This is a genomic window from Pedobacter terrae, from assembly GCF_036946585.1.
Lineage (GTDB): Bacteria > Bacteroidota > Bacteroidia > Sphingobacteriales > Sphingobacteriaceae > Pedobacter > Pedobacter terrae_C.
This window is the reverse complement of record NZ_JAQIIV010000002.1, coordinates 279,969-304,187: the sequence shown is the minus strand read 5'-3', so window position 1 is coordinate 304,187 and position 24,219 is coordinate 279,969. Positions and strand designations below refer to the sequence as shown.

Below are 24,219 nucleotides of genomic sequence, written 5' to 3'. Positions count from 1 at the left end.
CAGCGACACGAACCACTGCAACATATTTAATTACTTAACTTCCTCAAACTTCAGCACTACACTCATTCTTTCGGTACTTAAAATTGGGTTGAATCCAATATTCATTAAAAAATCTCCTGTATAGGTTTTGCTGTCATCAATTGGCGATTTGGTATCAGGGTACAAGTTGATCTCCCTGATCTGGTATTTTTTTGCTGCATCTAAACCATTTAACTTAACCGGATACTTACTGCCTTCCCCATAACGGTAATTGACGAGGTAATTAAAAATTACACCTTCCGTTTTTTGTTCATTCACATACAATATCGAGGCCACGCTCCCCTTGCGCGGATCGGCCAAACGATATTGTTCGCCCTGCCAGATAATTCCTTTTACCTCATTATAGTTTTTAATTGCCTCCTGACAAAACTGAAGTTCTTTTTCGGGCAGTTTGTTTACCACAATATCAAAGCCCAGTTTTCCCATCATGGCTACATCGGTACGGAATTTAATCGGTTGTTTGCCCCAATCGGTTACGTGGTTGGAAGTGCTGATGGCTGGATAAAAATAAGAATATTCCCATTGCATAAATATACGTTCCAGTGGGTCGGTATTGTCGCTGGGCCAAAACTCTGTAAAATACTGGAGTGCAGCATAATCTACCCTACCACCACCGCCAGAACATAACATCATCGGTACAGTTGGATATTTGGCACGGATGCGCTGCAATACATTGTACAAACCCTTAACATAATTGATATAAAAATGTGATTGATTCTTCTGGTGAGCCGAGTAAGCGTTATAAATTACCGCATTACAATCCCATTTAATATAGGCCAGTTTTGGATTTTTGGTAAACAACCCATCAACTACCCCGAAAACAAAATCCTGTACCTCTGGATTCGAAAGATCAAGTTCCAGCTGGTTCCTGAAATAATATTCGGGACGGTTTGGCTGTTTCACTACCCAATCGGGATGTTTTTCATATAGTTCACTTTTTGGGCTCACCATTTCTGGCTCAATCCAGATCCCAAACCTAGTTCCAACCTTATCGGCTTCTTTCACCAACGAGGTGATCCCGTTAGGGAGTTTCTTTTTATTTTCCTGCCAGTCGCCAAGTGCTGCATTATCGCTGTCGCGTGGATATTTATTGCCAAACCACCCATCATCCAGCAAAAAGAAATCTACACCTAGTTTTTTGGTATCTTTTAACAATTCGGCCAGTTTCTGCTCGTTAAAATCGAAATAAGTGGCTTCCCAATTATTCAAAAGTGTTAAACGACTCCCTTTACCATCTAATATTTTATAGTTGCGCGCCCAGCTCTGCAATTTTCTGCTCGCATCTCCTTTCCCCTGGTCGGAAAATGTATATAAAAATGCCGGCGTGTTAAAAACTTCACCTGGTTTTAAACTATAAGGTGAAGCATAATTATTCATCCCTGCAATAATGCGCAGGTTATTCTGATAGTCGAGTTCCAGGTCGATCTTAAAATTACCGCTCCACTCCAAAGCACCGTATAAAACCTGACCTGCATTTTCTTCTGCAGGTTTATCCATCGAAATCATGAAAACCGAAGGTTGAAAAAGGTTGGCCCTTGTACCCAGTTTGCTATCCAAAGTTTTAATGCCATGGGTAATTTCACTCTGCTCAGGCTGCATTTCCTTCGCCCAATCGCCGTGATACTGATTAAGCCAGAAATGTGGTGATTTTAAATAAAGGTTTGCCGAAGCATATTTATTCAATATCACCGTTCCTCTTTCGTGATGCTTAATTTCGGTCCATTGTTCGATTACATCCTGTTTATAAAATGATTTATAAAATAATGTTACTTCGAAATTATAAACCGGATCTTTTAACCTGACTTTCAACAGGCTTACATTATCATCTACTTTGATAACAGTATGATCAGCGTATTTCAGATCAAGCGAATTATTGCCATCGGCATGGGTAACGCTAATGGCCGGTTCAACCAGATTTCTTGCGCCCGAAGGTGTGTAAGCCGAATTTAGCTGTCCGGTATAGTCTTCTGTTTGTTTGTACTGACCGCTTACCTGCTTATACTCCTGTATATCAGCAAGTTTTTTTCCAAAAAATATAGTATTTACATCTTTTTTAGCATCGGCTTGCAAAACCAGCGCATTGTGGGCAGTTTCGATGGGTATTATGGTTTGGGCATTAAGCCTGGTAAAGCCGAAAACTGACAGTGAAATAGCTAGTACTCCATACCTGATACAACCTGTAAATTGATCTGATTTTTTCATTTGCGTTTTAATGGTATCGTTGATATTTTTATAGATAGCGGGTTGATTAATGGTTAGGGTTTGAGCGTAATTTTAAAAATTGCAGCATCCTTTTCTGCTAAATAGAGTACTTGATTATTTTTAAAATCAGCTGTTTTTCGGTTAATCAGGTTTTCAGTGTTATAAGTCTCATTTACTTTTAAACCAATTCTCGAAAAGTCAATAGTAAAAGCTTTTATCTCAGCGCTGTAATTAAATATGGCCAGGTATTTTATATTTCCAACCTGTTTAACAAATAACGGTGATGCCGATTTGCCCCTATTCCCTTCTACCGGAACAAATGCTTTTCCGTCTTCCAAAACCTTCAACATTTCGATGTTGTTCAATAACCGTTTTGCGGTACCTATCCATTTGCCCTGAATGGAAAAATCATCACCTGTAATGCAAGTTCCCGTAACTATGGCAGATAAAAACCTTGCGTTATTTTCACCATCTGACTGATCAGAAAAAACTACATGATCGGCATCGATATGGTCATATCGGTAAGTTTGCCACCAGCCATTACTTACACCGTTTAAAGTATATTCTGTGTCTTTTATGGATTTAAAGGCATCACAGGCAATGCGACGTACATGTACATATGGCCCAGAAGCCAGATTTGGCGAAATGGCCGCATAAACCATCATTTTGCCATCAAGCTGTTTTAATAAAAACTCCATTCCGTTTTTATAGGCCTGCATACCGGTAGTGATTTTGGGGTCGTAAAAATGATCAGACTCGATGGCTGCATGACCTAAAAAATCAATCTTAATCATTTCGAAACCGCATTCTTTAAATTTTTTGATTACCAATGCAATACGCTGCCGTGTACCCGGATGTGTTGGATCTAATGCCCTCGTGCCATCTATATCATGATAACCAGTACCCACTTTTGTCCACATCTCGCCAAAAGTGTAATCTGATCCTTCAGCTTTCCTGTTGCTGCCACCAGCAAACCCCCAGTCAACAAAAGGTGCCCAGTAGATACCTGGTTTCAATCCTTTTGTTTTGGCGTGATCGGCAAAGGCTTTCAACTTACCATAATCACCCGTTAAACCACCATTTAACAATTTATCCCAATACGAATCGAGGTCGATATACGCTACGCCCCCGCTCCTGAAACTTTTTAAACTATCGGCAAAAAAATCGATTACCTGATTGGCTTTTTGGAGTGTAATTTTCTCCTGCATCGCACCCCAACTGTTCCAGCCTACCGGCGTGGCCTTATTCCACTTAAAAACACTGGGTGGTTCCGAGATCCTATTTAGTTTGGCGTAATTTTCCATTCCTGAACGCCAATCATCATAAGCTCCGAAAAATAATTTTGCGGAACTCACTGTACTGCCCTTTAAATAACCATGTGCAATTTTATCCCGGGTAATATTTTCACTTGTAAAACCACAGATAGCCTGTATACTGATCTTTTTGATACTATCCATTGAGGTGATGACACCCGTTTTCCAATTGCCATGTTCAATAGAGCCGATTACAAACCCTTTCCGCGACTGATTATGGTATAAGGATGTAACCTCGGCACTTGAATTGGTCGTATTAGCTGTTAAAGGAATCGTATTGTAAGAAATGAAAGTATCGTTATCAAAAGGTACAAATAGACTGATAGGCACGTCAGTATATTCCTGATCGATCAGATTGCCGTTTAAAGGGATAATACGGTTAACCGCTAAATCAGCACCACTTAGTATCATACTGATCATGAAATAATTTTTACCATTGTAAGTATAGAACACTTGTTGCATGGTTGGTAAGCCAGCTTGTTTTAACAAAAAAACGTGTTTAAAACCTATACCAAATCTATCTTTAACAGCCTTTTTACTATAGCTTATGTTTTTATAATCCTTTGAACTGAACTGCTTTTCCTTGTATTTGGACTGAGAAAAGCCATTAAGCAGCAGATTTTTCGCCCCGTTTGACACATTAAATATCCCGGTTTTCAGGTTATAATCTATTTTACCACTTTTACCGTAATTGATCGTAATTGCGGAAGCGGGTATGGACAAAAAAACTAAGAAACCTACGAGGATAAACACATAAAGTTTGAATAATTCAAGATCTTTAATTCCATTGAACAATCTTTCCTTATGCATGCAATAATATTTGGTTTAATCGATTTATTAGCGGTTAATTGTCCGAAATATATAAATTTAATAGAGATAATTGGCAAAAATTTATGAATGATGGCACTATACTATTGAATTTATCAATCGTTGTTTAATACCTGATGGCACAAACATGCAAATGCATATTTGCAACGGAAACACGGATAAGTACGGAAAATCCATGAATGTACAAAAGGCGTCATTTCGAAAGCAGTGGATAAATCTTTGAACTCTGTTAAAAGACTGCTCCCAGCCCGCACAGGTAGGCCTGTCCGCACAGGTAGGCATTTCGCTGCGCTTCAGTTGAAATGGCGGTGATCATTTAAATCTGTCATTGGTAGCGGAGTTGGAGGATCTCACCGATTAAAATATCGATCTACACTAAATCACCAGGCTAACAGATGGCCAGGTAGCACATTATTTGTAACTACAGTTATTTAGCATTGTCTAAAACTTTTAACCACCTCAAAATGTTAATTTTAAAAAACAGAAAAGAATATGGGAATTTTAAGAACAGCCATTATTGGCGCGGCAGTATATGCAGGCGTAAAATATATCACGAAGAAAGATCCAATTACCGGACAATCGATCGTTGACGAATTATTAGATCGTGCACCACAATGGGCCGACAAAGCAAAAGGATATACAGAAGACCTGAAAAGCAGAGTGAGCAACGCCGCTGAAGATTTGGCAAGATGAATGCCTGGAGAAAAAAAGGAACCCGAAGAGGCTAAATATTTATTTCTCTGATTAAACAGAAACGTCCCGGTCTAAAACCGGGACGTTTTTTTATAAGGTCAGGTGGTATCACCCGAAATCACATTCAGACTGATCGTCTTTTCAGCGCAGGTGGGAATCTTAAAGCGTGTGGCGTTTAAGAACAATTTTCTTTTTTTTAAGATTAAACTAAAAAGCATCAAACCAAAGTTTGGTGGTTAATAAATCGGCCCCCTGACTGCTTACTGCATTTTTATAATTCTGTCCGTTTAAGGACTGTTCAGTTCCCGGATAGATAAAACGCACAGGAATTTTGCCGTTCAATACGGTATTTACCGAAGCGGTTAATTGTGGATAATCCAATCTGCGCTGTTCTGCCCAGGCTTCCAAGCCCTGACCAAATAAAGCAATCCATTTCTGCTCACCGATTGATTTTTTATAATTTGCAGCATCATACTGTACCGCAGCGCTATTTAAATATGTCTCAATATTACTGTTAAGATTAGTCAAACCATACTGTGCATAAGACGCCGTGATGGCCTGTTTATATAGATCCTGCGCATTTTCTGTAGTAAAACCACGGGCCGCCGCTTCTGCCCTATCAAAAAGCACTTCAGCATAGCTTAAGATCACGGCCGGTGCTTTTGGATCAAGAAAATAAGCACCCGGTTTTGAAGAGTTGGCCAAACCAATAGCACTTGCTTCGGAGTTGGTAGAGCCGTTCGGAATCCCTACATAACCGTTTGGCGCATTTTCCGTTTTACTGGCATAAATAGGCAACCTCGCGTCACTTAATGCCGTAAGTCTATCTATAATGGTTTTACTGATCCGGTAATCGTTTCTGGTTTCAAATGAAGCTGCTACTGGATTTTGCTGAGGTGAAACATCATAATCAAGTTTGGCATTTTCCGAATTGTCAGAAATGTATAGGCCACCTTCAGCTTTTATTTCGTCTATTACCTGCTTCGCTTTGGCAGGATCTTTATCTGCAATACGCAAAGCGATACGAAGGCGTAAAGAATTGGCAAATTTTTTCCAGTTTTCGGTACTTCCCTTGTAAATGATATCGCCGGCAATACCATTTCCGGATTTTAAATTTAACGCCGTCAGCGCTGATTTCAAATCTTCCAAAACACCGTAATAAACATCTTTTTGTTTATCGTAAACCGGTGTAATGAATTGTTTAATTTTTCCTGCCTGCGTATACGGAATATCACCATACGAGTCAGTAAGCAATAAAAATGTCCACGATCTTAATACCAGTGCAACTCCTTTATAAACAGAATTACCCTGTGCATCGCCCAGTTCGATAATTTTATTATAACCGGGGATACTTTGCGCATAACCTGTAGACCATAATGAAGTAAAACTACTGTTTGAATAAATAAAACGGTCTTCTTCGGTATATTGTACTTTAGCCCAATGCTGCGCAAAAAGCAGGCTTGAGTTCATGTTATTGCTTACTCCCCAATAAGCATCTACCGTAGCTTTGATTGTTCCGGTAAGTAAATAATCGGGTACCGGAATCTCTGGAGCATTTGGATTAATATTCACCTCATCCAATTCTTTGTTACATGATGAAAATGCAATTGCCAAAATGGCCAGTATATATAGTTTCTTATTTTTCATGATGATGATATTTAAAATTTAACATTGAGGTTGATGCCATAACTGCGGGTACTCGGGTTTGAAAGACTTTCTAAACCCTGGCCGTTACCCGTATTAAAAGCCACTTCGGGATCGATATCAACCGTATTGCGGTGTATAATCCAAAGGTTACGGCCCACAAGTGATACTGAAACGCCTTGTAAACTTAGCGGACGGAGCCATTTTGCAGGTAAATTATAGCTTAATTTCACCTCACGGAGTTTCACATAAGAAGCATCGAATATATTAGCTTCATCTATATTTCTAAACGTTTTGTAATACTGCTGCGCAGGTAATATCTTCTCGTTGCGTTTGCCATCAGCCGTTACGCCATCAAAAATAATTCCATCATCATACACGGTAACACCTGCCGGAGCTGCTCCATTTACCCGAACTGTTCCATTGGCTTTATCGTTACCGGGATAATAATAAGAAATACCTCCGTATTCAGCTGCCCTTCCCGGAAGTGTAGAAGCTAAAACGCCGGTATAAGTTCCGGTAGCATAAGTTCCGTTATAAATAGAACCGCCAAAACTGGCATCAACCAATACACCTAAACTAATGCCTTTATAGCTAAAAGTATTGTAAACTCCGCCAATCCAATCTGGTGTATATTTTCCTAATACCTGTTTGGTTGGGTTTGTAGCCGGCGCGCCCGTTGCGTTAACAATGATGTTTCCATTGGCATCCCTTAGGAAAGCTGTTCCGAACAATGATCCGTAAGGTTGACCTACCGTTGCGATTACCTGGGCTGAGTTTGAAGCCACAACATAATTGGTTAAGAATTTTTCAGCATCCAGCTCAATTACCCTGCTCCTGTTTGCAGCGAAATTAATATCAACATCCCAGGTAAAAGCTTTTTTAATTGGTGTAATCCCCAACTGCGCCTCTATTCCTTTGTTGTTGATTTTTCCGGCATTTAATAATTTCGAACTGAAGCCCGTACTTTGACTTACATCTGCAGCTAAAATTTGATTATAACTATTCGTATTGTAAGCACTTAAATCAAATCTTAATCTTTTATTAAAAAATACAGCCTCAACTCCAAGTTCGGTAGAGGTGGTGGTTTCTGGCTTAAGATCAGGTTTTAAATCAATAGAACCAGTGGTGAGCTGTGGATTGCCTGTAAATGGCGCGCCAAATGCGTAAGTGTTGATCAAGCGATAAGGATCAGCATCTTTACCAACTTTAGACCAGCCTCCACGTATCTTCAAATAGTTAAGTGCCTCACTTTTAATATCAAATGCTTCGGTTGCTACAAAACTTCCGTTAAATGAGGGGTAAAAGTAAGACCTGTTCTGCGCTGGAAGAGTAGACGACCAATCGTTCCGAGCGGTGATGTTGGCGAAAAGGTAATTTCTGAAACCGATTTGTCCGGAAGCATAAACACTGTAAGATTTCAACCTCGATAAATTATTTGACGAGATGAGCGGATCGCGGGAGTTTTTTAGCGTATAAAGTCCTGCAATAGCCAGTTTAGGTGCGCTTTGGTCATTTTGTTCAATGTATTGCCTGCGGATATTACCACCACCCAATAATTCGAAGCTGAAATCATCGTTTAATTGTTTGTTAAAGTTTAAGGTTGCATCGGTATTATTTTCATTTACAGTAAACGCACTTTCGGTATAAGAACCAAATGGTGTTCCGTTGGTGCCGTAAGCAATTCTAACTTTACGCCTGTCGTTGTAATAATCTGTACCTGACCTGAAGTTGAAATCTAATCCATCAATAATTTTATAATTAAGGGCCAAACTTCCAATAATCCGGTTACGGTTTTGCGAAACGGTATTTTCATAAGCTACCCAATATGGATTGCTGTAGTAGCTATTGTTCCAGTTAAACGTTTTTCCATTTTCATCCAGATAGTTTTTCAGTTGGTTGATATCCACCTGACGGCCAAACCAGGTAAACTGCAACATGGTACTGGTTGATCTTGAACCACCTGTACCAGGCAAATTATCCGAACTCAGTTTGCTGTAATTTGCATTGGCTGTTAAAGTTAGTTTTGGTGTTATTTTTAATGAAGTATTGAATACAAATGAGTTTTTGCCCTGTCCGGAGTTAGGCACAATCCCAACCTGTTTCAGGTTATTATAAGAAATCCGGTAATCGTATCTTTCGCCTGCATCTGCAACCGATATGCCGTTGTTTAAAGCATAACCCGTCTGGAAAAAATCGCGTACATTATCCGGATGGGCTACAAATGGGACGGCCACACCTTTTGAAAAAAACTGTGGAATTAATCTGCCGTCCATTTTTGGTCCCCAGCTTTCATCTACCCCATCATTAAGGCCTTTACCAGCGCCATCTACATAACTGAATTTACCTTCTGACCCCTGTCCGAATGCATTTTGATAAACCGGTAGGGTAAGCAAGGTTTCCAGCACAGCATTGGAGTTAACATCAATGCCTAATCCTTTTTTTGATTTACCTGTTTTAGTTTTAATTAAGATTACACCCGCCGCGGCCCGCGAACCATATAATGCGGCTGCATTTGGTCCTTTTAAAACACTGATTGATTCTATATCTTCCGGATTGATATCGGAAATGGCATTTGCATAGTCTCTTGCGCCGGCAGAATTTAATTGGGAGTTATCTACCGGAATTCCATCAACCACAAACAAAGGCTGATTATTTCCGGCTATAGAGGTTTCTCCCCCTGATCACCACACGTGATGAACCCATACTCCCCTGGCTATTGGTTACCCTTACACCGGCAATTTTTCCGGCCAGTGCATTTACCAGGTTAGATTCTTTTGCTTCGGCTACACGATCTCCCTTCAATTCCTGGACAGCATAGCCCAACGATTTTTTCTCTCTGGAAATACCCAAAGCTGTAACTACCACCTCATCTAACGCATTATCGCTCGATTGGAGGATGACTGAGATCGGCCCGCTTTTGCTGATCTGTATCTCCTGGCTTTTAAAACCGATATAAGAAAATACTAATGTGCCTTTTTCAGGTACACTAATAGAAAAAGCACCTTTGCCATCGGTAATGGCAGTTTGTTTGGTTTCTTTTATTAAAATGGAAACACCTGGCAGTGTTTCTCCATCTGCCGACTTTACGGTTCCGGTAATGGTTGCATTTTGAGCAAATAACTGCTGCGTAATAAAAAGCAGCAAGATAAACGCTATTGATTTAAAATTGGTGAACATGTGTGTGTAATTAATAATAGATTAAGGATAAAATTTGGCAAAACAATTCCACCACGGCTAAAAACCGTATTTTCAGTTTAATAAGAAAAGGAATGGTTAGCTTAACAGCCTGTTAAAACAACATTACTTCAACAGGGCATGCGCATTCGGAAATAGGCATCATCAATGGATTTTAATTCGTCTGTTTTTTTCATTTCAATGGTTTTATATAAAACGTATTACCTATCAAAAGCAGCATTGGGGTAAAAAAAAAGAGCACCCCTTAAAATCAGAAGTGCTCCATATATTTTAGATAAGGATCATGCAAACAACTGACTTAACTACCCCAGATTCATCCGGGATGGAATTAGCACCATTTCTAAAATTAGATGGTTGCTAAGGTTTCACAGGGCCATTCCCTCCGCCTTTCTTGATAAGTATTTTAAAATAACTGGAGCAAAGGTATAATTAATTCCATTTATCCTATAGTTTTTATAGATTTTTATTAAAATATTTTTTCTTTGGTCATTCCCTGCGTATATTTGTCGACTAAATTAGTAGATTAACACACCAATGAAAATAAGGTCCCTTTTAGCTGCCGTATTGGCCATATCAATATCTTTAAGTTACGCACAAAACAGCACCGTAGCCAAGCCTATAAAAACCACGGCTTTTGTGGCATTGGGCAACTGGCGTGGTGTAGCTAAAGTAAAAGAGGGATTAGAAATTCCTTTCAATTTTGAAATCAATGAAAAAAGTGGTCAACAGAAATTGTACTTCCGTAATGCGGAAGAAAGTTTCGAAGGCGGTTTGGTAAAACAAACGGCCGATTCGCTCTTTGTGAAACTGGATCAGTTTGATAATGAGTTGGCATTTGCTATAAATGGCGATCAATTAACAGGGACTTTGAGAAAGCAGGACAAAACCGGCAAAGCATTAATAATTGATGCCGAACGCAAAAACTATCGTTTTAAAACAGATAAGCCTGCCTTGGCAGACTATTCCGGAAGTTATGATGTGATTTTTACCTCGCCGAACGGCAAAGAAGAAAAAACAGTAGGTTTATTTAAACAAACAGGAAACAAACTTACTGGAACTTTCCTTCGTGTTACCGGCGATTCGCGTTACCTGGAAGGTATTGTAGAGGGAAATGAATTCCAACTTTCGAGTTTTATCGGTTCCTCTCCTGCCTACTATAAAGGAACGTTCCAAACAGACAGCACTCTGAAAGGTGAGGTTTTAAGCGCAAGAGGCAGTCAGCCTTTTACCGGAAATAAAAATAAAGATGCTGCTTTGCCAGATCCTTACCAACTTACTTACTTAAAAAAGGGATACAAAACACTGGATTTCAGTTTTCCTGATATAAATGGCAAAAAAATTTCCTTAAAAGACCAAAAGTATAAGAACAAGGTAGTGGTGTTAACCATTACCGGAAGCTGGTGCCCTAATTGTGTTGATGAAGCTACTTTTATGGCGCCATGGTATAAAAAGAATAAAAACCGCGGTGTAGAGATTATTGCCTTGCATTATGAACGTTCAACTGAGCCCGAATATGCAAAAAAAGTAATGACCCGTTTCCGTGAACGCTTTGGAATTGAATACGATCAGGTATTGGCTGGCACAGCAGATAAACAGGTGGTATCTGAATCTTTGCCCGCACTCGATTCTTTTTTGTCGTTCCCAACCACAATAATAATCGATAAACAGGGAAATGTTGCCCAGATTCATACCGGTTTTAACGGCCCCGCAACTGGTAAATTTTATGATGAATTTGTGAAAGAATTTAATACAGAAATTGATACGTTATTGAAAAAATAAGCATTTTAAGCCATTCCCTTATCTGTCATTCTGAATGTAGTGAAGAATCTTTTAAAATGAAACGATAAATGAAACTTTGACATTGGTCGGTGAAATCGAAATGACGATTTTTCTAGAAAATGAACCTGCTTTCTTTTGGAAAGCAGGTATAGTGCTGTTCGGTTCCGGCAGTCCTTCTTTCCGCTTCTATCTTTTTGTGAGGATACCTCTATAATGAAAAACCACTGCAACAAAAAGGATAGCCGCTGCAATAAGGTTTATTGAACAAAGTTCTTTACAGGAAACAAAATAACATTTCATACTTCGTTAGTTTGTTCTTGGCAGGAACCGCGTTTTTAGACCCCTGCCCGGGCAGGCGAAGCGGCATCCCTTGAGCGTAGCTTAATGACATAGAGGAGAAAGGGAACTACCGTCAATAATTGCTAATGTTACAGCGCAACAAAAAAATGTATCTGTTAAACAGTGGTCGGCGGGACACCGACCAATAGAAAAATCTTAAAACGCTTGCATTAAGATCCCCAATCAAGTTGGGAATGACGATTTCTCGAGGGATATTACCTAATAAAATTTCTATCGCTCAGAACTTTCAGTTAATTTATTCAATATAGGCTATTTCACATGCTTCGTAACAAATTCAACAATGGTTTTCTTTGGAATCACAACGGTAGTCGTGCGGCTGAATCTAGCGATATTGATTCCGTAAAAACGACCTTCCCAATCAAAAACAGGCGATCCGCAATCCTCAGTTTTAATGGCGGCGTCATGCGTAAAAATGGCATTAAAACCATCTCTTCGAGCTGATTTCCCACCTTCAAATTTATCTGCCGGATGATTGGAGACCGATTGTCCCCTCCTATCCAGTTTAAAAGTTTTGGTCATCTTACCAGATGCATTTGTCCATTCAAAAGCAACCTCATCATCTGCCCAATATTTCAGTATTTCAGGCGCAAATTCACTCGCTTTTTCGATGGCTTTTCCATTAATACTGATCAACTCATCGCCAACTTTTATTCCTGCTTTTTCTGCCGGGCTGCCTGCTTTAATTAATGAGAACTGAACCGGACTGGAATTATATACCACCATGGCGCCTAAATAAGGCTGACTATTTATTTTTGGTAAGTTAAATAAGGTACTGCCTAAAACACTGCGCATTACTTTGTCAGCAGCATTTATACTGTACAACAGTTTACCCATTTCTATTTTTTCGGTGCCGGTTTCAGCAATATTCAAATCAATCCCACCGGGTATGTTTTTTTAAGCGCAAATAAAACCAGGTCATTTTCCTGATCTTTTCCAATGAACTCAATTGGCATTCTGGTTCCGTTCATATCACATTGTGCCTCTTCACCAACCATGGTATTGTTGCTTAACAAAAACTGTTTTTCGCTACCTCCTGTTGTTTTAACATTTAACAAACAGGCATTGATTTGCTGTTTCTGCCCTTTTATCGTGCTGATAATAGTGAAACAACTATTTTTGGACATTGGTACAATAAAATCCGGATGCAAGGCCTTTTTTATACTTTCTTTCTGCAATTGCATAGACAGCGGATCAATTTCAACACGATCCGTTTTTTCGGGAAAAACCGTGTAAAGCGTTTCACTGTTCAGGGCTGTCCAATAGCGGCGATAAAGATCAACAGGAATTTCAAAATTCATCTCCTCTGAAACGTCAATGGCGCTATGCAAGCCAACTACACGACCGTGATAGTCGAATAAAGGTCCACCAGAGTCGCCAGGCTCCATTTTGCAGGTTGAACGGATAAACCCGTATTCATTTTTCACTTCCGCAATATTACCCAACCTTAAAGTTGGCAGGGTTTGGTTCAGGCTTTCGGGATAAGAAATACTGATGCAAGGTTCATTTTTAAGCAAACTGCCCGAATATCCCATCTCTGCAAATGGATAGCTGCCCTTATCCGTAATTTTCATCAGGCCAACATCTGGAATACCCGGGGTTTCTTTATTTTCTATTTTACCAAGCGCCACAGCAATACATTCGCGCCCGCCTGGAAAAAAAACCTTGTAATTTTTACCCGGTGAAATGGTATGTGCGGCCGTCAAGATGTAACCGTCTGCACTTACTACCACACCACTAAATTGTGCACTTGTCCTTTGGTTCTGCTGCACATCGAAACCCCACATCCGCACACTGGCGGGGTACGCTTTTTTAACCGCCTGGCTAATGACGTACTGAAACTTAGCCACCTGCTTTTTCTGCGCAGTAGCATCTAGGCTAAACAGCAACGCAAAGGTTGCTATTATGGCCTTTAGGTAGTTATTCATTATTTTTTATGATTTTTAGGGCGGCGGCTTTACTGGCGCCACCCTCTGAAAGGTTCATCAAGCTCAGTATGACATTTTAGTTTAGTGAAACCAGCATTAGCCATGCTATTAGCATCAATATCATCCAAATCGGTTTAGCCAATAACTAATTAAAAATTTCAGCAAGCTTTTTGTTTAATGGTTCTCCACGAAGACCATTTCCGATAATTTTGCCCTGCGCATCTACCAGAAAGCTGGCAGGTACTGCACGAACGCCATATAACCGGCCCACTTCGTTGTTCCAGCCTTTCAGGTCAGATACATGAATCCAGTCTAAACCGTCTTTCTCTATCGCTTCTAGCCAATTCTCTTTTACATGATCCAATGAAACTGAAATAATCTCAAAGCCTTTATCTTTATAAGTTTGATATTGTTTTACCAGGTTAGGATTTTCTGCCCTGCATGGGCTGCACCAACTTGCCCAGAATTCAACCAATACGACTTTTCCCCTTAAACTGGCCAATGAAACCGGCTTGCCAACCACATTGTTCTGGGTAAAAAGGGGTGCTGCATTTCCGATGGCAGTAATACCACTTGCGGCAATACGCTGTGCCAGCTCTTTACCCATGTCGGTCTCCCGGTATTCTTTGTTTAGTGCATTAAAAATCGGCTGAACTTTGGCAACATCCACCTTGCTGCCTGCTGCTTCTGACAGGGCTACCAAGGCGAAATAGGAAGTTGGATGTTCTTTAGCAAACTGAAACTGTTTGTCTGTTCTGTTCTGGATGTTTTTTCTGAAGCGCAGATCCACCGCTTTCATGTAGGCAGTATCTTTCTGCTGCTCGGGTGTTCCTTTATTAAAATCAATGTTTACTGCTTTGGTAAGCGCCATGATGGTACCGCCAATGGCTTTGTTATAGGCATCATATTCCTGATATACCTTGGACCCCGTAAAAACAGCATTATCTAAAGAATCTTTTGAGCTAATGTTAACCTGCTCTTTCCCGAAGTAAAAGTAAATGACATCCCCTGTATAAACCGCCTTGTTTTTACCAGCACCGGTATGATCAAGCGCCATACGGGCATAGGCATTACCGGAAATATGTCCGGTAAATTTGAAGCTTCCGTTAACCAGTGCTACGGAATCTTCGTGACTTACACCGTTATCCATGTAATCGATATAGGCTTTTGCCGGAGCACCCAGCGTTCCTATTTTACCCGTTAAACTAAAATTTGGCGTTTGTGCCCAGGTTAAAGCTGGTAGTAAAAGGGCTAATAAAACTAATTTTATATTTTTCATTTGTATTTTTTTTATGATTATAATTTCTATTTACTGTATCATTAATTGTAATTTAATCGAATTGGTCACGTTGAGCCGAGCTTTAAAGCGCTTGATGAAGTATATAAACGTCTTGTAACACATTTCAAACATTTCCTTGGACAAGATAACATTGACAGAAATCCAGTGGAACAACCATCATCTCGACCAGAGCAACGTGAAGTGCCCGCCTGTGCGGGCGGGGAGAGATCTTTGGAACAGATTATTGAATCAAATTTTAAAGATTTCTCCGTTACGCTACCGATGAAAAATCGGTGAGCTTCAGTCGAAATGACGGTACTATTCATTTAAATTTTTCTGTTACTCATATTGATTTTTATACAATAAATTATTCAGGATGAGAATTCTATATTTATTAAATAGCCTCGAGAAGAAAGTTATTTTCTGATTGCGATATCTACCGGGCTGCCTGGTATACCTTCAATCTTTTTAATAAATGCCCCATTCATTCCTGTTGCTATGTTCAAAAAAGAAACAGCTTCTTCTGTGCCGACCATCAGGGTCTCCTCATCTTCGCTAAGTTTCAACATTGAAATTGTTTTTCCGGTAAAACTGGTCGCCAGTTCCCTCAATTCTTCATTTACGGGGTTATAACGATAAACTTTACTGCCATTGGCCATGTAGATTACCCCATTTTTAGCACCGCTCCATTTAGTATTTTCATTAATCAACTCCTGGCGCACAAATAAGCGTTTGTGTTGTGGGGTAAAGGTAAATGGCCCGTTAAACTGAACGTTAAACTTGAGCTCATAAATTTTACCATCGGTTCCTTTGCAATAAGCAAAACAGTCTGCGTTGTTAAGTTGCTCCATATGAACAAGATCCATCCCCACATTTAGCGGATCAAAAACATTGGCAGTAACTGAATATTGGGTACCAAAGTAAACAGGGGCACCATACAGGTTAATCCGCACGAATTGTTTTCTGTTCCGGTCAAATCCAATAAAATAAGTGGCCGATTGCGTAAAACTCATCACAAAAGAAGGAGCCAATTCATAGTCACCATCAGCTGGTAAACCAAACATGCCGTAAGTGGCAGCCTGATCCCAGGTACTGGTTGTGCCACCATAAAATTTACCGTTTACAACGCCCATCATCACGCCTTGTGGATGCGAGATCAGTGACCCCACTTCCAAATTATCTGGCGATGTAAAAAAGTTGTCTTTCAGCGTATTGGGATATTTTGGATCTTCCTGCATGGTATTGGGCTCCAACCTGATGCCACCATTTTTGGTAATGATCCAATAACCCAACAAGGTACCACCTGTAAATGTATTTCTTAACAGGAACAAGTTGGTAGGGTTTGAGGGTAAATCTTTACCTTGCATGGCACGGTACAAGCGGGCCTGGACACTACCATCTGGTTTTACAAAAGAAAATTGAGTGACTCCATTTTCAACGCTTAGTACGGTTGTGCCTTTGGCAAATTCGGTAGCCCCCTCTATGTAAAACTTATGGAAATATTTCATTCCATTTGCTTTATTGTAAACCGTAAGGCGGGCTGGATATCTTTTAGCCTGTAATCCGAAAATGATCCTTAATGCAGGGCCATTATATATCACATCATTCCCCTCAATTACACTAATTCTCCACTGAAGTTCAACATTGGCGGCATCAGCCCCTTCTATTTTCGGTTTGATGATCAAACTATCGCCTACACTTGCTGTGTAAACAGAATCGAGGTTGGCCACTTTTGGCTCTAGAGGCATTTCGATGTCGTAATTGCCCAGGTCTTTATGACATGCAGCTAAGGAAAGTACACCAATAATGAGTATGGTTAATTTTTTTATGTTCATGTTCTTCGAATTAAATAACCTCATTGCCATTTTCATCTATAAAATAATATTTACCGTTCTGCATATTTTTTCGCAAAAGCGTCTTTTTAGCTGGATTACTTTTGTTATAGAAGTAATAGCTATTGGTATCGCCTGCGGTTACTTCTTCGATGACATAACCTTTTGTTGCATTTTTGGTTACCCAATTAAATGGGTTGTTTAACATGGTGGTTAATAAACCGATGTAATACAGGTTTTTTGGTGCGTCTAGTCCATCGGTAGTAAGAGAAGTCTGCGCAGTTACCAGAATAAACAATTCATGTTTGGTTCTCGAGTAAGGCGGCAACGGCCAGGTATCCCACCAGCTTGGTTTTTCCAATTTGGATGAGAATACTACTTTTGCCCTGATCAGGTAAGGGTTTTCGATACCCAGATCCGGAGTTTCGGTTAATTTGATCAGTACCGAAACCGATCTGTTTTCCAATTGCCGGTCCTTATTATAAATCACCACCGGGATATAACCTATTCCTTTATTCGGAAGAATGGAATATTGCGGTTTCAAAGCTTCATAATGTAAACCAGGCGTAGCGGTAGAAGAATCAGCATCTACGCGTGCACTGAATTTGCGATCCGCATCGGTTCTGATGCCGGATAGACGTACCGGGAGCCATACGGTATCCTGGGCCAGCGTAGGGTTATAGGCAAAGGTTCTTACGATACTGTCTTTATCTCCATTATAAATATCGAAATAAACATTTGCACTATGATCAAAACGCATCTCTTCTGCTTTCTTACAGGAAGCCAGACAAATGACTGCGAATATTAATATGTATATTTTCATAATTTGCTATTAATAAATTTCAAATTTTATTATCTGCCTCCATAAACTACCTCATCGTTAGGCAGTGGGAGCACAAAAATATTATCAGATGCGGGAATGATTACACCAGTTTGCCCAACGATACCCCTATTTAGCCTTTTATACATGTAGAACAGCTGGCCTTCTGCCAACCATTCTTTACGTGCATCTTTAAGTAGCTCCTTTAAAAGGTCTTCTTCGCTATTAATGGATAAAGGATCACCTATCTGCCTCGCTTCGCGAACCTGTTTAAGGTAATTTACGGCTTCAGTTGGACTAATTGCATATGAACATTCGGCCGCGATATAATACATTTCACTAAGCCTGATGGCAGGAGCCATTAAATAATGTAAGTTTGCATTTGCTTCAGCGCTTAAAGGGTTTCTTCGGTATTTAACAATATCGTAAGATCTTGATGATTGGTTAGATGTTGCAGATAACCAATATTTATAACGCGAATCACTCGCGCCTGCGGTAGCCTTTTCATAAATATAATCTGCGGCATCCTCAATTAGATAAAATCCCCGGGTACCACTTTGAAACCAATTGTCTTTAATCTCCTTTGCAGCACCTGGTATATACCACCCAAAAACGAGCTCCTTATAAAGAATCCGATCTTTTTTTGAATCTTCAAAAGCTTCAAAATCACTCTTAGCGGTCCAGGGGAATTTTTTAGAGTCGATTACCTCTTTTGCGTTTTGTAAAGCTTTGGTTTTATCATTTTTATACAGGTATACACGGGCAAGTGTACCACATACGGCATAATAATTTAAACGGTGTCTTCTGTTCTGTAAAAACAGACTTGGATTCCGTTCTTCTGTATTTTTGAGTGTATCGGTAACCAGGGGATAGTTAACAACATAACTTGCACTGCGGATGGGATCGGCCATTAACAATTGTTTAGCTTGCTCCAGATCTTTAATGATGAGATCAATCGTTTCTGATACGCTTGAAACCGGCGTAATGTCTTTCGTATATTTATTTGCATACGGAATACCTTTTGCAGTGGGATTTTTCAGGTAAGAAGGCGCAAAAAGACGTAATAAATCGAAATGCAGATATGCTCTCAATGCAAGGGCCTCTCCTTTCACAATAGCGTAATTGCTACCATTGAAGACATTCTTCTTTGCATCTACGTTTTCCAGAATGAGGTTGCAATTTACGATTGCATTGTATAAACCAGCCCAAATCTTATCCTTCCTTTTAATAAATTCGCCATGTTTATAATTATATAGCGAGGTTTCCCTATAATTTTGTCCGTCATCACGCATCGAAAAATTTTGCGCCAGTACTTCTGTTGTACCAAAAGTAAGTTCTTTGCCATACAAATCTGATTCGGTACTGCGGTTATACACGCCGTTTATGGCTTCCATAAAACCACTTTCTGTGCTGAATAAAATTGGTGCCGCAATTTCTGATTCAGGTTCCACTTCCAGCCATTTTTTACAGGAACTAAATACTCCTGTGATTACGATGAGGCAGATTAACAATTTAATCTTCATATTTTTATATTTTAAATCTGTTATTAATATCGCTTAAAAAGCTGCTCTGATGGAGAAGGTTAAACTCCTGGTAAATGGATAATTAATCCCTCTTTCTTCTTTTACCGATGACCAACGCACCACATCATTTGCGGTTACCTGAAACATCAGGCTAGACATAGCCAATTTTGACGCGATCTTTTTGTTCATATCATAGGAAAGATTAACTGATTGCAGGTTGATCAGGTTATCAGGCTGTATAAATCTCGAGCTCACATCCGTTTCACCATTATCTGCTATGTTTTTATAAAAAGATAGGTCGCCGGGTTGCTTCCATTTTTCCTCGAACACCCGTTTATCCACATTATATCTCGGGTCGGCATTCTCAACACGTTCTACCAGGGTGAGGTTATATTTATCACCTCCAAAAAACGTTTGAAACTGTACATACAGGCTAAACCTTTTGTAGTTAACGGTTCCACCAAAGTAACCGCTTACTTTAGGGTTTGGATCGCCGATTACCACATAATCCCTCTTATCATAATCGTAAGTAAGCGTACCATCTTTTTTAAGGTATAATTCCCGTCCATTTTCCGGATCAATGCCTAATGAGCGTACACCATAAATGGCATTAAATGGTTGCCCTTCGCTAAATCGAAGCAATGGAATACCCCTGTAACCTCCATCTCCCGGCTTTAATGATTGGAGTTCGTCTGCTCTATCGTTGTATTTCTTTAAAGCGTTTGAGATCCTTACCACCTTATTTTTATTGGTAACCATATTCGCGTTCAGATTTACCGACCAGTCTTTGCTTCTTACAGCCTCAACGTTTATACCCAATTCGGCGCCTTTATTTTCCATGTCTCCAAGGTTTTCTTTATAAGATAAAAACCCTGTTGACGGAGGTAAGGTGATATCGGCCAAAATATCTTTGGTAAACTTTTTATATATCCTTGGCGTAATCATTACTCGGTCTTTAAAAAGTCCAATATCTACACCAATGTCCGTCATTTTGGTTTTTTGCCACCCCAGGTTTTCATTGCCGTAACTGTTTACGCCAGCACCTATACCTGATGAATACCAGTTTCCGGTATTGTACCTGTAAATGGTTTTTGATAGGTAAGGATCAAACTCTACCGACCCGGTAAGGCCTGTTGAAGCTTTTATTCTCAACTGGCTAATTACGGGATTTCCCTTAAAAAATTCCTCCTGGTGTACATTCCATCCTAATCCAAACGACCAAAAGGGAGCCAGTTTATTGTTCACGCCGAATTTTGATGAACCATCAATACGAACAGTTCCATCCATCAGATACCTGTTTTTGTACGAATAGTTTACTGAAAAAAACGAACCGAACAAACGTGCCTTTTCAAGCCTGCTTTGCGGTTTTCCATCTTCTGCGTAACCTTTAGCAAAGCCAATGCTGGTAAAGCGATCATTAGCAAAGCCAATCGCTGTAAATTCTTTTTGGTCGCGGAGCTCTGTACGGGCATTTACCCCTACCAAAGCGTTAAAATAGTTGCCACCAATCTGCTTTAACCAGGTTAACCTAATGTTACTATCCCAGTAGGTTTCTTTCATTTCCCGGTTGGTATACTCCCCTTTTTCATCAATCTTATCGGTGGTATACAGGTAATATTTATTAGCCTGTGGCGAGGTGAAGATATCATCTGAATTAGCCCGTGTGGTTAAGCTCATTTGCGCCCTTAACCTCAGGTCTTTGGCTACTTCTAAATCTGCAGAAAGGTTATCGATAATTTCGGTGTATTTAGATTTGTTGAAACTGCTTAAATTGGCATCAAATAATGGGTTAAATACATATTCTTTTGATCGATCTTGTTTTTCATACACGTCCGAAATCCTCATGGCCATCCCATTGGCATCTTTTAAGGGATAATAGGGATTCATCTTTACATAATTTGAAAAATCGCCATACGGAGATTCGGTAGCCCCCACTTGTGTTACCGATAGTTCATTTCTGAACTGAAGTTTCTTCACATTATATTGAAAACTCATTCCACCGGAGTATTGATCTCTTTCGGAGCCTTTCATCGCGCCAGGTCTATTCTGGTATCGGAGATTTACATTGTACCGAAATGCCTGCGAACCGCCATCCAGGTTTAGCGCATGTTTATGACCTACGGTATTACGCAGCGGTTGTGATAACCAATAACTATTCACCCCACCAACAACATTGGCTTTTTTATGATAATAAATTTCATCCAGCTGATCTTGGGGTACCTGTTGTTTTGAAGAATTGTATATTCCTGCCAAAACTTCGTAATCCAGTTTTTCAGCCGCATCTAAAACCTGGTAATCACTTAAATCAGCAGCAGTCAAATTCAGTTCATAGTTGTATTCTACACGTAGTTTCCCTTCTATTGGTGTTTTAGTGGTAATCACAATTACACCGTTTGCCGCACGCGAACCATAAATTGCTGTTGCGGCAGCATCTTTTAGGGAGGTCACCGATGCAATCCGGTTTACGTCCAGGTCAAATACTTTCTGTACGCTCACTTCATAGCCATCAAGCATAAAAACGGGCATATTTGCCGTTCCAAGAATATCATCTCTTCTCAGCACCTGTCCATCACCGCTGGGCAGCGCAGAAGCCCCCCTAACATTGATAGAAGGAATGCGGTTGGGGTTTGAACCTGCAAGGTTATTGTCGATCAGCTTAAAGGATGGATCGAAAGTGCCGATACTTTGCAGCAAATTCTGTGGATTTACCCTTCTCAGCTGTTCTCCTGATATCGTTACTGCGTTACCGGTATAGTTATCCTTCTTGATGGTTTGATAACCGGTAACTACTACATCATTCATTTGAGTCATCTTCGCAGTAAGCTTAACGTTTAACGTTTTAGTACCTGAAACCTTGGTTTCAAATAACTCGTAGCCTACGTAACTAAACACTAAAACGCTTCCATCATCTACACTGATTTTGAATTCACCTTTCTCATTAGTGATGCCTACGCTTGCGCCATTTTTAATGGAAACGTTAACCCCCGGAAGGGTTTCGCCAGTAGTTTTATCAGCAACCACACCTCTTACCTCAATTTTTACTGCCGCGCGCGTGGTAACAAGTGGTAAATTTTCTTTGAGGCTAATTACAACGGTTTTGTTAACAATGTTATAACTCAAATTTTGATCTTTTAGAGAAGCATTCAGTGCATCTTTCAGTGAAGCGTTATTGAACTCTACCGTAACATCGGGTTTATCCTGTAGCAATTGCCCCTTGTAGAAGAAGAAATAGCCCGTTTGCTTTTTTATCTCTTTAAAAACCTGTTTAAGTGAAGTTTTTCTTCGAGAGAGCGTTACTGTCTGTGAAAAGGTGGCTGCCGACAAGTGTAAGGCACCTACCAATAGTAAGATTGTAGTCAATTTCATGACCAATAAAATTTTAATCTTTACCCTCCGCATGTCGCACACGGGGTTGTAAAGGGTAGTTAATTTCATACCTTTGTTATGAATGAGGTTAAAAAATAGCAGCTGGGTTTCGAAGCAAGCTGCTTGTCCAAATTTCTACCGGAAGCGTTGCCGCGCTTTCGGTTTTTTTTAGGTATGCCGTTAAATTTCTGGTAGTTTTTTCATCATAAATTTTAGTTAGTTTGTGAATTGGTTGGTTGATTTTTGTGGCTGTTTAAAGAAAAGCCCTTCTTATTAATTTCCTTTTATGGTCAGTACTTTTCCTTTAGCATCAATATGAACGTGGTTCAGTTCCAATATTTCAAAAACCTCTGCCAGGCTGCTATTTCTTGGTATTTCCCCCTCGTATTTTTCTGATGTAATTTTGCCCTGATAAACTACATCTACATCATACCACCTCGAAATTTGACGCATAATGCTCCGCAGATCCTCGTTATCGAAAGCGAAAACATTATTTTTCCAGGCCATTTCTTTATCTACATCTACCTGCTCATTAAGCGATAACCTATCACTAGTTGCATTCAATAGCGATTGCTCACCCGGATGCAGATTTACTGAGCTCAATGGAGTACTTACTTTTACTGCGCCTTCTAAAAGCGTGGTCTTCACAATCGCTTCATCCCGATAGGCATTAATATTGAAATGTGTACCTAAAACCTCCACCGTTTGGGCTTCCGTTTTTACTCTAAAAGGACGGCTACGATCTTTATAAACTTCAAAATAGGCTTCACCATTTAACTCTACGAGTCTTTCATTTTTTGCAAAAGCATAAGGATATTTTAGGGTTGTGGCTGCATTCAACCAAACTTTTGTTCCATCAGGAAGAGTTACCTGATACTGTCCCCCCCGTGGTGTAGCGATCGTATTTGATCCTGTTACCGTTCCATTCGGAATTTCTTTAATGATATATTCGAGCTGACCGTTTTTTGCCTTTCTAATCACAATGCCGCTCTGATCCGCAATCTGACCAGTTTTTACATCGTCCAGGTTGACAACAGATCCATCGGCCAGGGTAAGTACCGCTTTATTTCCACCAGGAAGAATGTTTTTTAACGATCTTTTAGCAGTTAAAGGAGCCAAATCATGTCGCTTAATAAAATATAACCCAACGCTAAGGCATAAAATTATGCTAGCCGCGATGGCAACCCATTTAACGATAACCAATTTTAATGATTTACTGTCAAGGCTTAACCTCTTCCAAACTTCTTGCTTGCTTGCTGCTATTAAAGAATAATTGGGGGCTGCTTTTCCAACAGGCAATTGATGATACCAGTCTTCAATAATGGACTTCTCCTCGGGCGTACAATTACCCGCAATGTACTTATCTAAAAGCTTTCTCGCATTTTTCTCCATTGAAAAAGAAGTTTGTTTGGTTGATT

Annotated in this window: 15 protein-coding genes and 1 riboswitch; of the genes, 2 read left to right on the top strand and 13 right to left on the bottom strand. The window is 39.9% G+C overall.

Annotation, left to right across the window (positions count from 1 at the left end; all coding sequences use genetic code 11):
• Positions 1–30 precede the first annotated feature (30 nt).
• Both PGN18_RS03830 and PGN18_RS03825 read right to left on the bottom strand, forming a co-directional pair.
• Complete coding sequence (locus PGN18_RS03830) at positions 31–2,241, bottom strand: alpha-galactosidase (protein WP_335318034.1); 2,211 nt, start codon at positions 2,239–2,241, stop codon at positions 31–33.
• Positions 2,242–2,294: 53 nt separating this feature from the next.
• Positions 2,295–4,364 (bottom strand): alpha-galactosidase, encoded by a 2,070-nt coding sequence (locus PGN18_RS03825; RefSeq protein ID WP_335318033.1) that lies wholly within the window; start codon positions 4,362–4,364, stop codon positions 2,295–2,297.
• Between the two features lie 510 nt (positions 4,365–4,874).
• Between PGN18_RS03825 and PGN18_RS03820 the strand changes: the two genes are divergently transcribed.
• Positions 4,875–5,075, top strand: a complete 201-nt coding sequence (locus PGN18_RS03820) for a YtxH domain-containing protein (RefSeq protein ID WP_134204881.1) — start codon at positions 4,875–4,877, stop codon at positions 5,073–5,075.
• A gap of 207 nt (positions 5,076–5,282) precedes the next feature.
• Here PGN18_RS03820 and PGN18_RS03815 read toward each other — a convergent pair whose 3' ends face one another.
• From PGN18_RS03815 to PGN18_RS03805, 3 genes are read right to left on the bottom strand one after another with little or no spacing between them, the layout of a single operon-like run.
• Complete coding sequence (locus tag PGN18_RS03815) at positions 5,283–6,722, bottom strand: SusD/RagB family nutrient-binding outer membrane lipoprotein (RefSeq protein WP_335318032.1); 1,440 nt, start codon at positions 6,720–6,722, stop codon at positions 5,283–5,285.
• 11 nt (positions 6,723–6,733) lie between these two features.
• Entirely contained in the window at positions 6,734–9,358 is a 2,625-nt protein-coding gene (locus PGN18_RS03810; protein WP_335318281.1) for a SusC/RagA family TonB-linked outer membrane protein, read from the bottom strand.
• A 13-nt stretch (positions 9,359–9,371) separates the two neighbouring features.
• On the bottom strand, positions 9,372–9,899 hold the full coding sequence (locus PGN18_RS03805; protein ID WP_335318031.1) for a carboxypeptidase-like regulatory domain-containing protein: 528 nt from the start codon (positions 9,897–9,899) through the stop codon (positions 9,372–9,374).
• A 313-nt stretch (positions 9,900–10,212) separates the two neighbouring features.
• Positions 10,213–10,318, bottom strand: a riboswitch (SAM riboswitch).
• Between the two features lie 133 nt (positions 10,319–10,451).
• Here PGN18_RS03805 and PGN18_RS03800 point away from each other — a divergent pair.
• Complete coding sequence (locus tag PGN18_RS03800) at positions 10,452–11,696, top strand: peroxiredoxin family protein (protein ID WP_335318030.1); 1,245 nt, start codon at positions 10,452–10,454, stop codon at positions 11,694–11,696.
• A 609-nt stretch (positions 11,697–12,305) separates the two neighbouring features.
• Here PGN18_RS03800 and PGN18_RS03795 read toward each other — a convergent pair.
• The 8 genes from PGN18_RS03795 to PGN18_RS03760 all read right to left on the bottom strand — a co-directional run bounded on the left by PGN18_RS03795 (position 12,306) and on the right by PGN18_RS03760 (position 24,193).
• On the bottom strand, positions 12,306–12,926 hold the full coding sequence (locus PGN18_RS03795) for a PDZ domain-containing protein (protein WP_335318029.1): 621 nt from the start codon (positions 12,924–12,926) through the stop codon (positions 12,306–12,308).
• On the bottom strand, positions 12,923–13,981 hold the full coding sequence (locus tag PGN18_RS03790) for a S1C family serine protease (RefSeq protein ID WP_335318028.1): 1,059 nt from the start codon (positions 13,979–13,981) through the stop codon (positions 12,923–12,925). The genes PGN18_RS03795 and PGN18_RS03790 overlap by 4 nt, the downstream gene beginning before the upstream one ends.
• A 145-nt stretch (positions 13,982–14,126) precedes the next feature.
• Entirely contained in the window at positions 14,127–15,260 is a 1,134-nt protein-coding gene (locus PGN18_RS03785; protein WP_335318027.1) for a TlpA disulfide reductase family protein, read from the bottom strand.
• Between the two features lie 416 nt (positions 15,261–15,676).
• Entirely contained in the window at positions 15,677–17,095 is a 1,419-nt protein-coding gene (locus PGN18_RS03780) for a PKD-like family lipoprotein (RefSeq protein ID WP_335318026.1), read from the bottom strand.
• A gap of 10 nt (positions 17,096–17,105) precedes the next feature.
• Complete coding sequence (locus PGN18_RS03775; protein WP_335318025.1) at positions 17,106–17,915, bottom strand: DUF4843 domain-containing protein; 810 nt, start codon at positions 17,913–17,915, stop codon at positions 17,106–17,108.
• Between the two features lie 29 nt (positions 17,916–17,944).
• Complete coding sequence (locus PGN18_RS03770; RefSeq protein ID WP_335318024.1) at positions 17,945–19,435, bottom strand: RagB/SusD family nutrient uptake outer membrane protein; 1,491 nt, start codon at positions 19,433–19,435, stop codon at positions 17,945–17,947.
• 33 nt (positions 19,436–19,468) lie between these two features.
• Positions 19,469–22,870 carry a SusC/RagA family TonB-linked outer membrane protein gene (locus tag PGN18_RS03765; protein WP_335318023.1) on the bottom strand — a complete coding sequence of 1,134 codons (3,402 nt, stop codon included), beginning with the start codon at positions 22,868–22,870 and terminating at the stop codon, positions 19,469–19,471.
• A gap of 204 nt (positions 22,871–23,074) precedes the next feature.
• Positions 23,075–24,193, bottom strand: a complete 1,119-nt coding sequence (locus PGN18_RS03760) for a FecR family protein (RefSeq protein WP_335318022.1) — start codon at positions 24,191–24,193, stop codon at positions 23,075–23,077.
• Positions 24,194–24,219: the final 26 nt, after the last annotated feature.

Coding starts and splice junctions, on each gene's coding strand:
- PGN18_RS03790 (WP_335318028.1), bottom strand. CDS start 13,981: ATGAATAACTACCTAAAGGCCATAATAGCAACCTTTGCGTTGCTGTTT.
- PGN18_RS03780 (WP_335318026.1), bottom strand. CDS start 17,095: ATGAACATAAAAAAATTAACCATACTCATTATTGGTGTACTTTCCTTA.
- PGN18_RS03805 (WP_335318031.1), bottom strand. CDS start 9,899: ATGTTCACCAATTTTAAATCAATAGCGTTTATCTTGCTGCTTTTTATT.
- PGN18_RS03770 (WP_335318024.1), bottom strand. CDS start 19,435: ATGAAGATTAAATTGTTAATCTGCCTCATCGTAATCACAGGAGTATTT.
- PGN18_RS03785 (WP_335318027.1), bottom strand. CDS start 15,260: ATGAAAAATATAAAATTAGTTTTATTAGCCCTTTTACTACCAGCTTTA.
- PGN18_RS03800 (WP_335318030.1), top strand. CDS start 10,452: ATGAAAATAAGGTCCCTTTTAGCTGCCGTATTGGCCATATCAATATCT.
- PGN18_RS03815 (WP_335318032.1), bottom strand. CDS start 6,722: ATGAAAAATAAGAAACTATATATACTGGCCATTTTGGCAATTGCATTT.
- PGN18_RS03820 (WP_134204881.1), top strand. CDS start 4,875: ATGGGAATTTTAAGAACAGCCATTATTGGCGCGGCAGTATATGCAGGC.
- PGN18_RS03825 (WP_335318033.1), bottom strand. CDS start 4,364: ATGCATAAGGAAAGATTGTTCAATGGAATTAAAGATCTTGAATTATTC.
- PGN18_RS03765 (WP_335318023.1), bottom strand. CDS start 22,870: ATGAAATTAACTACCCTTTACAACCCCGTGTGCGACATGCGGAGGGTA.
- PGN18_RS03830 (WP_335318034.1), bottom strand. CDS start 2,241: ATGAAAAAATCAGATCAATTTACAGGTTGTATCAGGTATGGAGTACTA.
- PGN18_RS03775 (WP_335318025.1), bottom strand. CDS start 17,915: ATGAAAATATACATATTAATATTCGCAGTCATTTGTCTGGCTTCCTGT.
- PGN18_RS03760 (WP_335318022.1), bottom strand. CDS start 24,193: ATGGAGAAAAATGCGAGAAAGCTTTTAGATAAGTACATTGCGGGTAAT.